This is a genomic window from Aquirufa rosea (assembly GCF_004118285.1).
Lineage (GTDB): Bacteria > Bacteroidota > Bacteroidia > Cytophagales > Spirosomataceae > Aquirufa > Aquirufa rosea.
Genome location: NZ_SDHY01000004.1, coordinates 81,426 through 95,494 on the forward strand (window position 1 = coordinate 81,426; position 14,069 = coordinate 95,494).

Annotated in this window: 11 protein-coding genes; 4 read left to right on the plus strand and 7 right to left on the minus strand. The window is 37.7% G+C overall.

The features are described from left to right. Window positions 1-151: 151 nt before the first annotated feature. On the plus strand, window positions 152-2,326 hold the full coding sequence (locus tag ESB04_RS07505) for a TonB-dependent receptor (RefSeq protein ID WP_129027120.1): 2,175 nt from the start codon (window positions 152-154) through the stop codon (window positions 2,324-2,326). 4 nt (window positions 2,327-2,330) lie between these two features. Here ESB04_RS07505 and ESB04_RS07510 read toward each other — a convergent pair whose 3' ends face one another. The 5 genes from ESB04_RS07510 to ESB04_RS07530 all read right to left on the minus strand — a co-directional run bounded on the left by ESB04_RS07510 (window position 2,331) and on the right by ESB04_RS07530 (window position 7,006). Beyond that, on the minus strand, window positions 2,331-3,446 hold the full coding sequence (locus tag ESB04_RS07510; protein WP_129027121.1) for a DUF1624 domain-containing protein: 1,116 nt from the start codon (window positions 3,444-3,446) through the stop codon (window positions 2,331-2,333). Continuing rightward, window positions 3,443-3,739, minus strand: a complete 297-nt coding sequence (locus ESB04_RS07515) for an antibiotic biosynthesis monooxygenase family protein (protein ID WP_129027122.1) — start codon at window positions 3,737-3,739, stop codon at window positions 3,443-3,445. The genes ESB04_RS07510 and ESB04_RS07515 overlap by 4 nt, the downstream gene beginning before the upstream one ends. A gap of 39 nt (window positions 3,740-3,778) precedes the next feature. Then, window positions 3,779-4,765, minus strand: a complete 987-nt coding sequence (locus ESB04_RS07520) for an outer membrane beta-barrel protein (RefSeq protein WP_164969618.1) — start codon at window positions 4,763-4,765, stop codon at window positions 3,779-3,781. A gap of 49 nt (window positions 4,766-4,814) precedes the next feature. Next, the gene (locus tag ESB04_RS07525) at window positions 4,815-6,236 is read right to left on the minus strand and encodes an amidohydrolase family protein (RefSeq protein ID WP_205749488.1); all 1,422 of its coding nucleotides are present in this window, start codon (window positions 6,234-6,236) and stop codon (window positions 4,815-4,817) included. 134 nt (window positions 6,237-6,370) lie between these two features. Next, window positions 6,371-7,006: a peptidoglycan DD-metalloendopeptidase family protein gene (locus ESB04_RS07530; RefSeq protein ID WP_129027124.1), complete on the minus strand. Its 636-nt coding sequence runs from the start codon at window positions 7,004-7,006 to the stop codon at window positions 6,371-6,373. 81 nt (window positions 7,007-7,087) lie between these two features. Here ESB04_RS07530 and ESB04_RS07535 point away from each other — a divergent pair, with 81 nt between their 5' ends. Both ESB04_RS07535 and ESB04_RS07540 read left to right on the plus strand, forming a co-directional pair. Further along, window positions 7,088-8,203: an MBL fold metallo-hydrolase gene (locus ESB04_RS07535; RefSeq protein ID WP_129027125.1), complete on the plus strand. Its 1,116-nt coding sequence runs from the start codon at window positions 7,088-7,090 to the stop codon at window positions 8,201-8,203. A gap of 172 nt (window positions 8,204-8,375) precedes the next feature. Continuing rightward, complete coding sequence (locus ESB04_RS07540; protein WP_129027126.1) at window positions 8,376-9,620, plus strand: hypothetical protein; 1,245 nt, start codon at window positions 8,376-8,378, stop codon at window positions 9,618-9,620. A 55-nt stretch (window positions 9,621-9,675) separates the two neighbouring features. On the opposite strand, the gene ESB04_RS07545 is transcribed toward ESB04_RS07540, so the two are convergent. Beyond that, window positions 9,676-10,662, minus strand: coding sequence for an amidohydrolase family protein (locus tag ESB04_RS07545; protein ID WP_129027127.1), 987 nt, complete (start codon window positions 10,660-10,662; stop codon window positions 9,676-9,678). 4 nt (window positions 10,663-10,666) lie between these two features. Beyond that, a complete protein-coding gene (locus ESB04_RS07550) occupies window positions 10,667-11,797 on the minus strand; it encodes an esterase (protein WP_129027128.1) in 1,131 nt (376 codons plus the stop codon). Between the two features lie 196 nt (window positions 11,798-11,993). Between ESB04_RS07550 and ESB04_RS07555 the strand changes: the two genes are divergently transcribed. Beyond that, window positions 11,994-14,024, plus strand: coding sequence for a glycoside hydrolase family 3 protein (locus ESB04_RS07555; protein WP_129027129.1), 2,031 nt, complete (start codon window positions 11,994-11,996; stop codon window positions 14,022-14,024). Window positions 14,025-14,069 lie beyond the last annotated feature (45 nt).

The following is a 14,069-nucleotide window of genomic DNA, read 5'->3' on the forward strand; positions in this document are numbered from 1 at the left end:
TGAATCATTATTTATTGAAAAACAATAAATTTAATATATTTTTCAATAAATTTTTGTTGTTACTTGTCAGATGAATAGGCAATTCTTAAAATTAGGCCCCAAACGAATAAATATATATAATCTCTTAACTTTGAGGGATTTTTCGCCTTTGATGAAACATATACTAATTGTTCTCATACTATTCTGTTGCCATTCTCTGGTTTTTAGCCAGAGAAGCCTACAGGTAATTGTCAAAGATGAAAACAACAAAGCCTTGGTAAATGCTAGTATCAGGGTATCACAAGAAAACAATACCCAAAACCAAATATCCGACAATAATGGCATCAGTATTTTCCCGTCTTTACAGGATAGTTTAGTTACCGTAGAAATCTCTTATATAGGATACCAAAATTTTATACAAACCATTGGTTTGCTAAAACCCATCAATCCATTGGAGGTATTCATGATTCCAATTCATAACGAACTGGAAGAGGTCGTCGTAAACTCTACTCGAAGCTCGCGTACTATCCATGATATTCCTACGCGCATTGAGTTTATAGGTGCCGAAGAAATCAATGAAAAAAGCAATATGAAATCTGGTGATATTCGTACGCTTTTAAGTGAAAGTACGGGTATACAAGTTCAACAAACCTCTGCGATATCAGCCAACTCATCCATTCGAATTCAAGGATTGGATGGCCGCTACACCCAACTTTTAAAAGACGGTTTTCCTTTATATGCTGGTGCTGCCAGTGGATTAGGTCTTTTGCAAATTCCTCCACTAGATTTAAAACAAGTGGAAATCATTAAAGGCTCGGCGTCCACCTTGTATGGCGGAGGGGCTATAGCCGGATTAGTCAATTTAATCTCCAAAAACCCAACTGAAGAAAAAGACTTACGCTTTCATTTGAACCTGACTTCTGCCAAGGGGCTGGATTTCAATACCTATTATGCCAAGAGAAATCAAAAAATAGGGGCCACCCTATTTGCCTCTTATAGTCAAAACGCACCTTATGATCCTGCCCAAATTGACTTATCAGCCATTCCTCAATTTCATCGAATTACATTTAACCCTAAAATTTACGTATACCCCAACGAGAAAAATAAAATTATTGTTGGCTTAAATATGTCCCACGAAAATAGACTCGGAGGGGATATGCATTACATCGATGGCCAAATTGAGTCGGAACATTTATACTATGAATTGAATAAGACGAATCGCATCTCTTCACAATTTACTTGGGAACATAAATTTTCAAGTCAACAAATTTTGACTTTGAAAAACAGTGTCAGCTATTTCAATCGGAAAATCAACATTCCGAATTACCGATTTGACGGCACCCAATACGCAACGTTTTCTGAATTATCTTACTCTAATTTTAAAGAAAAAAGCGAATGGGTCTTGGGCGCCAATGCTTGGACAGATGTATTTAATGAAGTTCGGGTAAGTGCATTTCCACTTAGAAATTACACCCAAGGGACAGTGGGGTTATTTGCCCAAAACTCGGCTAAAGTATTGCCATGGTTAAATGTAGAAACAGGATTCCGAGGTGATTATGTGTATGATTATGGCTGGCAACTTTTACCTAGAGCTTCTGCCTTAATTAGTTTTTCTGAAAAATTTAGTTCTCGAATAGGTGGTGGGTTTGGCTATAAAACTCCCACCATTTTTACAGAAGAAAGTGAGAAAATTCAATACCAAAATGTGCTCCCCATCAATAAAAAAGTCAATGTAGTCGAAAAAAGTAAAGGCATAAATTTTGATTTTAATTACAAAAGCTACCTAACGGATGACCTACATATTAGTGTCAATCAATTATTCTTTTATACCTTATTGGAAAGTCCATTACTCATGGAAAACCGAGGAAATGGTCAGTATGAATTTTTAGTTAATTCAGCAGGCCATATTGATTCTAAAGGCACTGAAACAAATGTGAAAATGGAGTATCAAAACTTCCATCTTTTCCTTGGATATACCTATACCAACACCAGATTACATCTAAAAAACATCTACGAAGAAAAGCCTCTTACTCCTCGCCACAAATTGAATTCCGTGCTCTTATATGAATTGGATAAGAAATGGAAAATTGGTTTGGAAGCCTACTATTTTAGTAAACAATTATTAAGCGATGGAAGCATGGGTAAGGATTATTGGCTCACAGGATTTATGGCTGAAAAATTCTGGAGTAACATGTCAATATATATCAATTTTGAGAATTTTTTAGATGTCAGACAAACCAAATTTGATACCATTTACACCGGTCCAAGATCAAATCCTAATTTCCGAGATATCTATGCTCCGCTAGATGGCTTCATGATCAATGGAGGAATCAAGTGGAGGCTTTAATTCATTATTTCTTCCCTTGTTGTCGGCCAAAATAAAATCGACATAAAGGATAATAAAGTGCCGCAACCAGCATCCACAGGACATATACTTGTGCCGTACTTAAACCAACAAATGTTTTAGGGCGGGTTAATTGAAACCCGAATTCCACATCAGCCCAAGTAAAGCCTTGTCGGAAAATCAATACGAATAAAATCAAATGAAGAACAAACCAGTGGCTAATAAAAAAGAACAAGGGAACCCTTCCATAAGCACTGATAAATTCTACCCAATTTTTCTTTACTAGAGGAAACACACTAGCTAGAAAAAACAAAGTTCCCAAAGTTAGACAGGCAAAACTAAGGCTAGGCGGATACTTGGACACATTCAAAAATGACATTAGTGTCAAATGATCATCAGCCTCCAGTTTCCAAGGACTATCCCCTCCTATTTGAAGGTATCGAATAAGTAAGAATAAGGCCCAACAAATCAATCCCATTTGCCAAAATTTTATGGGGGCTTTTCCTAAAAAATAATCCCCTAAAGCATAGCCCAACAAACAAAAACCTAACCAAGCTACTGGAGGATACCCAACTACCAACAAGGTGCCATTTGCCAAGGGAAAGGCATTAGGACTATATAAAAATGAGAGCGGTTTTAACAAGGCTAATTGGCTTACAAAAGCCCCTTGACATAAAGCAAATATCAGCAATGCCAACCAGAAAACTTGACGGGTTGAGAAACGATTTACTAATCCTAGAATGATCATTGAAAATCCAATGGCACTTAGTACATCAACCAATACTAAACCAAATTTGATGTCAAAAAATAAACCGAAATTAACCAAGGTAAAATCTAAGATAATCAACCAAGCACCCCTACGAAAAAGGTGATTCCTAAATGGCTTGGCTTCTTGAATTTTAGTCCGCAATAGATAAGCAGAACTGCCTGCCAAAAAAACAAAAATGGGAGCACAAATGTGGGTAATCAAGCGAGTATAAAAAACCGAAGGAGGAGATACTGCCAAATCCGTTGGCGATTGATCGATGGAATGCACATGAAACAAATCTCGGACATGATCCAAGAGCATCAGTATGACCACCAGCCCCCTTAAAAAATCTATAATATCTACGCGTTTTATCATGTCAAATTAATTTCTTGGTAATGCTCCACTACAGGAAAAGGCTCATAATAATGATGCAATAATTCTTTCCATTTGGCATACTGAGGTGATTGTCGAAAACCAATGGTATAATCCTCCAAATTTTGCCAATGCACCCTTAAGATATATTTATTTTCTTGTTCCAGACACTTCAGTAATTGATGTGAAATGTATCCAGAAATCGCGCTGATGTATTGACTGGCTAACTTAAAGTAAGATTCAAATTGATTTTCTTGACCCAATTTCACATATAAAACAGCTATTTCTATAATCATATCGTTTAAAAGAGTTTATGTATCCCGCTAATTTTCAGACTATTTCCCCAGCACCAAGGCGAACAAATACTCAGGTGAATGTACGTCAGATTTTTGATTGTTAGCTTGTAAAACTCTCCACTCCGTTCGCAATAATATTTTCGGGAATGGGCTAAAATTCACCCCAATGGATGCCGATTGGATAGCATTTTGAGGGTTTAAAAGAATGGATTTTTCATCAGAAAATTGTTCTATGCGACCTGCCACTTTCCATTTATCACTAAGTATAGCTTGAATCATTAACGCTTCTCCATGCCAAAAATCCTTTTGATAGCCAATATCCGAAATAAGTATGGCTGTCAGATTTTTAGATAAAGGAACTAACACATAAAAATCATGGAATAGCCGAAGTCCATTCCCCTCATCTCCTATAAAACCACTTGAATTCCAAGTCCACGAATTAGCCGCTTGATGCACAATTTGTGTCCCCAAAGCTGGCCTAAAAGCCTGAATTTGTTGCCATCCTCTTAGTGCGAATAAGGAATAAGTCCAGGCAGGATTCGGTTTAAAGTAAAAACCTATTCCCGATTCAAAATAAGGAGAATTTTCTGCGACAAAACTTCTACTAAGAGTCCAGTTTTCTGCATTTTTAGCTGATTCAAAACCTATATGTGAAGGAAATATGCCGACCAGCATGGACCATTTTTTGGCTAATTGATAGGTTATATTCATTTCATAAATTTTCCTCCAAATCAATGGCTCATGGGCATAATTTCTTAAGGCATATGTTCCCAACATTCCCGAAACTTGCACATTAATAGGACCTTTTTTGATAGCCATTCCAAGAATTCCTAAGTTTAAATCTACTTGATTGGCCTGTGAATGATTAAAAAAAATGGGGTCTTTTAAGTAAGGGCTTGTGTTGGATGGAGCCAGTAAATAATACGCTTCCGCATAGGCATACAGATGAAGGGCCGACTTTTTAGTGGAATCTTGTTGACCCAAAATCGGAAAGGTAAAACCTAGAAAAACTAGTAGCCTTTTCACCACATTGATTCCATTCTTATCATTCTTTTCTCTATTTCGAAGTCTAGGTTTAGGGAATTTTAGCCTCAAATTCTTTAAACCTTCTTAGTAAATCTTGTTTCAATTTTTGCTTCAATGACGCCTCCTGAATAAAACTAAAATCAATACTGTTCATGACTATTTTCTTGATGTCGGAATAACTCAAAAACGGATAGGATTTAGCCAATAACACATATTGCTCGGTTAAACTGGTTCGCAATACACCCGCATCATCTGTACTGATAACCAAAGGCACATGAAAATCGTGATATAATTTGATGGGGTGCTTATCTGCTTGAATTTTTAAAATAAAACGATTTGACACAAGATTAATTTCCACAGGGATCTGTTGCTGTTGCATGTAGCGGAGCAATTCATAACTGTTTTTTTCATAGGGCATATCTACTCCATGTCCGATACGATTGACCTTAGCTGTATAAATAGCTTCATTTATATGCCATGTCAAATCTTCTGGGGCTACCTGTCCTAAGGCCAGTTCTCCCGCATGCAAAGAATATTTTACTTGAGGGAATTTCTGATGACAAAATTGAAACATAAGCATGTGTAAATGATAATCCTGCATCGAAACCTCTCCATGCTCGGGGGCAACTATATTGACTCCTGCTATTAATTTGTTGGATTGGGCCGACATAAAACTGATGACAATATCGGAGAACAACTCCACCGGATTCTTAAATCTTAACACATATTTTTGATAGCGCATGGTGAATTGATCATCATCTATTTGCAAACTATCATGCAAACGCTGAATGAATTGATTATTCCATAGTACCGTTTGTTGTAAACTCTCCTGTTTTTGTAATTCGGCATAAATTTTCTCCAAAAGATTAAGTACCCCTTGTCGGTCAGACTGTCTTGCCAAATTCCTGAGTTGTGAATCATATCTAGTTAATTCATCCAATCTCACTTGAGAGAAAATGGGAGAAAACATGGTTTCAATATAACTCACATTTTCTGCCTTGGCCCGATTTTTCAACTCCAACATTCCAGGCGCATATTCGTCATTTAATACAGGTAAATATTTATCAAATGATTCAAAAAACAATTGATCAGATGGATAAAATCCTGGAAAGTAGTCTTTGACTGACCACCTGCGCAAAATTTCATTTTTGAGAGACTCCAATTTACCCTCTGCGGCTAGTACAGAAAATTTTTCCCAACTACCTATGGTTGGTTTTTCTTTGGCGACTGCCTTTGTTTCAAGATTTACATAATAATCTAAATTTATGGCCTTTTCCAAAAGTGGCTCGGCGTAAATGGAGCCACTAAAATGATGGTGTAAATCTCCTCCCTTAGGCATTTGAGCCATAAAAGCCGTTAATTCGGCCTCATTATTCCTGATTTTTTCTACATATTTGGAGGCCTTCTCTTCCTGAGCCCACAAGCAAATTGGCATGATTAAACCAACCAAAACAAAGCATTTACCTTTCATAATTCGATACGACTAGCTACCCTAGCCACTCCCTAAATTGAAGATTAAAGGTAAGAGAATAGATTTGAACAAAAAATGATATTCCTCCAGTCTAAGGGAGCTATGAATCAACAATTTCGTTTGTTTTTAATTTATTAATCCAGTTTAATACTCATAGGATCTGGACAATTATGAGCATAAAAAGCTAGATCTCGAGCAGAACAAACCCCAGGATAATCACCCACATTTCCTTGCAAATCACGAATCCATTGAAAATGTAGGTGGGGAGGCCAAGATCCATTTTCTGCGGAAGTTCCCAAGTGTGCCAGCACTTGCCCCGCCAATATTTTTTGTCCAGGAAATAGCCCTTCCAAATCAGCAATGGCTAAATGTCCATACAAACTAAAGCATTTTTCTCCTAGACCATCATGCTCCAATATAATGGTGGGACCATAATTACCCAAGCCTGCGTTCACTTGAAAACTATGGATAATTCCATCTAAAGGACATAAAACCCTCGTTCCCGCCTCCGCCCAAATATCAATACCTAAATGTATACTTCTATAATCCTGCACCGATGTCTCAAAATTATCGTACACTTCATAGATGGCGCGATCCTCCAAATAGCCACCCATACCCCATTTTTTATCACCTAAAGATTCTTGAATAAAAGCAGAAAATTGAGCCAGATCTTGATAAATCTCCTTGGTCAATAATGTATTGTTTTTGCTTAAATCCAACGGTTGAAAAGAAGAAATTGGGGGATTAGATTGAAATAGATGTGAAATCATGAAGGGAAAATTTTGCAACAAATTAATGGTAAATAAAGCGGACAGCAAATCCTTTTCATAAAAACAGTAAATTGCCTCCCAATGATGAAAAGAAGACGCATGCTAGGCTATTTAGGAATTTTAACCACTGTCTCTCTGGGTTCAATCTATACCTTGAACAAAAAAGTTTGGGGGGCAAATCCCAAAGGCAAGAGACTTCAACGAATTCAAAATTCTCCTCATTACAACAACGGGGAATTTCAAAATCTCTCCTACACTCCCACCTTTGCAGAGGAAAATAATAAAATAGGCTCTATGTTTCGCGTCATGACGAGTTCCAATCATAGAACCAAACCGTCCATAGCCCTTCCTTCCCTCAAGCCTAATCTTGCCTCGATTAGTTCCTCGGAAGATTATATGATTTGGTTAGGACATTCCTCCTATTTATTTCAGATAGAAGGCAAAACACTGCTTATCGATCCCGTTTTAAGCGGCTTTGCTGCCCCATTTTCTTGGATGAATTCCTCCTTTCCTGGTACGGATCCGCTCACTGCCGAGGAATTACCTGATATTGATTACTTACTAATTAGCCATGACCATTATGATCACCTGGATTATGCTACCATTCAAAAAATTATAAACAAGGTGAAGCGTGTCATTTGCGGTTTAGGCGTGGGGGCACATTTGGAGCATTGGGGATATTCCCCCGACCTAATCAGTGAAATAGACTGGCATGAGTCCATAACCTTGGAAAAAGACTGGCAAATAACCGCTACTCCTGCTCGTCATTTTTCAGGAAGAGGGATACAAAGAAATAAAACACTATGGGTGTCTTTCGTCCTAAAAACCAATCAATATAATTTATTTTTAGGAGGTGATAGCGGCTATGATAGTCATTTCAAATCCATTGGAGAACAATATGGACCTTTTGATTTAGCTTTAATTGAACAGGGGCAATACAACCAAGCTTGGAAGTACATACATCTGATGCCAGAAGAAATTTTTACCGTGGCACAAGAATTACAAGCCAAAAAAATCTTTGCTGGCCATAATTCAAAATTTAAATTAAGCGTACACCCTTGGGATGAGCCCATGAAACTATTATGGGGAAATAGTCAGCAACAAGAAATCCCCATTATAACTCCTAAAATTGGAGAAGTGGTTTATCTAAATAGGAATAATCAAGTATTTTCTAGGTGGTGGGAAGGAATCATATAATCTGTATTATCCTTTAATTTGTTTTTATTTACCATTCAACATATTTTTTAACCTTTTAGAATATATCGCCACTTATTTACGTTTTCAAGTGGATTTAAAATAATTGTGTTCTACCCGTTTAATATTGGAGATTCTCCCAATCTGTTAACCAAATAAATGCCCAGTGGCGAACATGAAAGACTTAATAGAACAGAACCTAAAAAATCCAGCGGAGTTGGAAAAACTCTATCGATCTAATTCCTCACTCTTCAAAAAAGAGTTTAAGCACGTTTTTGTGGAACATCCAAATGAGGCCTATTTGCGGTGTTGGAATGAAAGATTAAACTACCATCAAACGACACAAGCAAACTGGAATAAAAATGAAATCCTTTTTGTGGGAATTTCCGCTTTAATTGCCGCTATCATTTCACAAATTCCTCAAATAACAGGTTGGGAACAGGATTTGTTCTTCCAAAGAAATATTGCTTTTGTAGTCTTTCCTGGGATAAGTGCCTATTATTTATGGAAACAAAATTTCCCACTTTCAAAAATCTGGATATCTGCCTTAATCACCTTAATATCCGTCATATACATTAATTTTCTTCCCCATTTTCCCTCTGATTCCGTTACCTTAGCCTGCCTACACCTTCCATTAATCCTGTGGTCAATTATGGCATATGCTTATTTGGATAAAGGTTTGAAAGGTGCTCTTTCCCAAAAATTAGATTTTTTACGTCTGCATGGTGATTTATTGGTCGTGTGCGCCATCATTCTTTTATCTGGAGGACTATTTACGGTCATTTCCTTAGGCCTTTTTCAAATCATTGGACTAGATATAAAAGAAATTTATGGCCAATATGTGATCGTTAGTGGCTTATCAGCTATTCCCATCGTTGGAAATTATCTAATACAAAATAATCCTGCTTTAGTAAAAAATGTTTCACCAACCATTGCAAAAATCTTTACACCCATAGTATTTGTGTTTTTGTTCATCTATTTGATTGCCATGCTTTACACGGGAAAAGACCCTTATACCAACCGTGAATTTTTATTGATTTTCAATGGACTTTTAGTTGGAGTCATGGCCCTTATATTATTCTCCATGGTAGAAACAGAAAAAAATGAATTAACCCATGGCCGAATTTGGCTTTTATTGGGTTTGTCCATTTTGACCATACTCGTCAATGGTATCGCCTTATCTGCCATTTGTTTTAGAATTATAGAATGGGGAATAACTCCTAACCGCATGGCCGTATTGGGTAGCAACTTGCTGATTTTCATTCACTTGATATTAGTGGGAAAAGCCCTATTAAAAACGTCACAACAAAAATCGGAGCTTCAAGACGTAGGAAAAAGTATTGTCAACTTTATACCGGTTTATATCATTTGGGCGGGTATTGTATGCTTTTTATTTCCCTTTATATTTCAGTTTAAATAAGGCATAAAAAGTGAGGTCATACGTATGTGACCTCTCTTTTTTATTTCATATTTTACTATTGGTATTTAGTCGGATCCAATCGGAAAAAGCGAACTGCATTATTGAAAAAAATATCTCTTTTTTGATCAAAAGAAAGGTAGTTGGCATTTTCAATTACGCCAATGGATGTTTCCAATAATTTTGGCCATACCATTAAGTCCGTGCCATACATAATTCTCTTGCCAAAACCTGCCTGCACCAATCTTTTCAAATAGAGATGGATTTCTTCTAATGGATAGCTCCAAATCATTCCTGCCAGATCTACATACACATGTGAATTAGCCCCCATCAAAGCAATCATTTCATCGATCATTGGATATCCGGCATGCATGACCCATACTTTCAATTTAGGATGTCTAGCCAAAAGATCCTCCAATAAAAGTGGATTCCCTAAAGAGGCTCGGTATTTAGGGGATGTTAAATTAGCCATGCCATTTCCTCCCGTTCCCATGTGTATAGCCACTGGGATATTCAAACGCTCAGCTACTTCAAAATATTTATCCACCGAAGGGTCGCTAGGAGATAAGCCTTGGTATTGAAGACCTACCTCTCCTACCACCTTATAAAATCCTGTTTTCAATGAATCTTCAAATGCCTGAACAGATATTCCATTAGCGGAATTAAAACCAATGGAAGGAATTACCCTACCTGGTTCTGCTGCTTTTTTCCAATTGCGAATCACCTGAGGGTCTCCTGAAGCCACAATGGTCATGTTCAAGCGTTTCATGGTTTTCATTAATTCATCCTGAAATTCCTGATCGGATTTAGCGGCTTTCAACATGATAGCCCCATCTGCACTCAAAAATTTAGGCATGGGTTCATTAGGATCTGTACCTGGCATATTACTTAAAAACCAGGGCGACATATCAGATGCAAAATTTGGATTAACCTTCATCGCATGTACATGCACATCTATAATAGGAAGGTGTTTTGAAGAACTTACTTGAGCAAAGCTGACATTTGCCCAAATTAAACCCAACGCAAGTAATAGTGTTTTTTTCATGTCATTAATCTTTAAAAAGTAAAGGTGCAAATTCAACTAAATTATGACGCCAAGTAATAAAAGTATGACCTGCATCATAGGTATTTGTTTGGTATTTAATGCCGTATCGATCAAATAAGGCATTAACAGCTAAGCCATTATTGTAGGCAATGTCTTTCTCTCCTCCCATAGCAATCCAAAATAATTTTAAGCGATTGATTTCAGGATTCTTTAAAGCTGAAGCATACTTTTCCTCAAGCATTTTAATCTGAGGAGGAAAATATCCAGTGCTCAAAGGCAATACATAGCCAAATTTTTCCGGGGCGAAAATAGCCATGTTCAATGCTTGCAAACCTCCCATGGAAAGCCCCGCATAAGCGGTATGCCATCGATCCGTATATACTGCATACTTTGAATGGACAAGGGGCATGATTTCCTCAAACATCTGTCGGTAATAGGGGTCTTCCGTTAATCCTGGATTCATATAAAAACCTGCTGATGGATGGCCCATAGGCATAACAACTAGCATGGGTTTGCACTTTCCCTCGGCTAATAAATTATCCATAATAATATGAGCCCTGCCTGCGCTGGACCAAGATGCATCATTATCGCCTCCACCATGTTGTAAATACAAGACTGGTAACTTTTCTTTCATTTTCTCATAGCCTGGTGGAGTGTATACATGAAAACGTGTAGTCTTACCCGTTACTTTTGAATGAAACCAAACCTTTTCCAATTTACCATGAGGAAAATCCTGAAAAGAAGCATATTTAGAGGCAGCACCTGGGATTTCTATGAGATTGGAATACGCATTTTCTCCTTCTTTAATCAAGGTATTTTTAGGGTCCAGAGTTTTGACGCCATCCACTATAAAATCATAGGTATAAATATCAGGCACTACCTTCTCCAGAGTAATATATGTCCAAACCCCAATTTCATTTTTTACTAAATTCTTAGGACCATATTCCTTAGCAAAGTCTCCCGTTACCGTAACTTGACTGGCCTTTGGCGCATAGATTCGAAAAGTGAGACGTCCATCTACTCTATATTCCACAGATTTTAATGTATCATTGGGCGTAGCTGGAGGACGAGGTGGCTGAGCTTTCAATGGAATTTGCATCCAGAATAAGCTCAATAATAGGATCCATTTTTTCATATGATTTGTATTATTCAGTGATGATACAAGACCTGTAGCCTATATTGTATCTAATTGCTACAATATAGGAAGCGAATTTTAATATACCTGACAAAGCTTCCAATTAATGATAACCCCTCCAATAATTATAAAATTTCTTACGCTTAAGCGATTAGAAATCATCCTTTTACTCCTTTTACTCAAAAACAGCCTACCCATGCTCAAATCAAAGTATTCATACTCAATCCTTGTTGGTTTTCTAGTATTGCTATCCAACAGTCAAATTCAAGCTCAACAAAAAATCCAACAGGTACCATTGGGGAATAAAAACCTGGATATCCTTCAGATAGAAAAACTGCAGTTTAAGGATTTAAATAAGAACAAGAAGCTAGACCCTTATGAGGATTGGCGCTTACCTGTGGGGCCCAGAGTAAAAGATCTACTTTCTCAAATGAGCTTAGAAGAAAAGGTGGGTTTTATGCTCATCAGCACTACCCGCATGGGAGGTGATAATGTATTTGGAGGGGCGCCTTCCGCTGGCCCGGCTACTCCTATCAATGACGGCTTTAATGAGGAAGATTTAATTCAAAACACCAATATGTTCACCCGAAAACCATTGGGCGCTCCCAACATGGCGGCAGCAGGAACAAGCAAAGGTGTGAAAGAATTTCACTTGAGACATTTCATTTTACGTGCCAATGCTTCCCCGGAAATTATGGCCAAATGGTCAAATAACCTTCAAGCATTGTGTGAAGGAACCCGTCTAGGAATTCCGGCCATTGTTGCATCCAATCCAAGAAATCACGTAACCACAGATGCCTCCGTTGGATTGAGTGTAGGGCTTACCGCATTTTCTAAATGGCCAGGAGAATTGGGCTTAGCCGCCATGAGGGACTTCAATCTTACCCGTCAATTTGCAGAGATTGCCGCCAAAGAGTGGAAGGCAGTAGGTTTAAGAAAAGGCTACATGTATATGGCAGATCTTGCCACAGAACCTCGTTGGCAAAGAGTAGAAGGCACTTTTGGGGAAGATGCGGATTTAACTTCCCGCATGATTCAAGAAATCATTCTTGGGTTTCAGGGGAAAAAATTAAGTCAACATTCCGTGGCCATGACCACAAAACATTTTCCAGGTGGAGGCCCTCAAGTAGATGGACAAGATTCTCATTTTGATTGGGGAAAGTTTGCTCATTATCCGGGAGGTATGTTTGATTACCACGTCAAGCCATTTAAAGCAGCCATAGCTGCTGGTACTTCTGCTATTATGCCTTATTATTCTGCCCCTAAAGGCAAAGAATTTGAAGAAGTGGGTTTCTCCTACAATAAGGCGATGATTGACGAATTATTACAAAAAAAATTGGGCTTTCATGGTATCATCAATTCAGATACAGGTCCTATTGAAATGATGCCTTGGGGAGTAGAAAATTTAACTATTCCCGAAAGATATAAAAAGGCTATTGATGCGGGCGTTGATATATTTTCAGGAGCCGCTGATCCTCGTACCTTATTAGAAACGGTTAAAAAAGGCATGGTTACGGAAGAAAGAATCAACCATTCGGTCGCTAAATTATTAACAGAAAAATTTGAACTAGGCTTATTCGAAAATCCCTACGTGGACGTACAGGCCGCCTCCTCCATCATAGGAGATAAAAAATCGACTGAATTGGCCAACTTGGCCTTACGCAAATCTATCGTTCTTTTGCGCAATGACCAACAGGTATTACCGCTTAAAAAGAAAACCAAAGTATATTTCGAGACCTATTTTAATACGGGTAGAAATTCAGATATCATCAAAGTCGCTAAACCAAATTATCCAGACCTGGAATTTGTGGATCGTAAAGAAAACGCTGACGTGATTGTGGTATGGCTAATTCCCAATGGAGGAGGCCTATTTAGTTCTCAAGGTACAAAAATTGATTTGCGATTATCCGCTAATCGGATTGATGTGGCACATGTCAATGAGTTGATTAATAGCAAACCGACGATCGTTGCCATTAATTATACCAATCCTTGGGTCATTGAGGAAATTGACCATAAAAATACCCATTCCCTGCTTGCCACTTTTGGAACCACACAAGATGCCCTGTTAGATATTATTACAGGTAAATTTAACCCTAGTGGAAAAATGCCCTTTAGCACCCCTAAAAATATGAAAGTCGTAGAGGAAAATAAATCCGATGTGCCTGGTTATATGGAAGGACCAGATTATGGATTATTCTCCTTTGGACATGGACTCTCCTACAAATAATTTGCTAGTTAATTGTATCAATCGGACTTGTTATAACATCTTTTT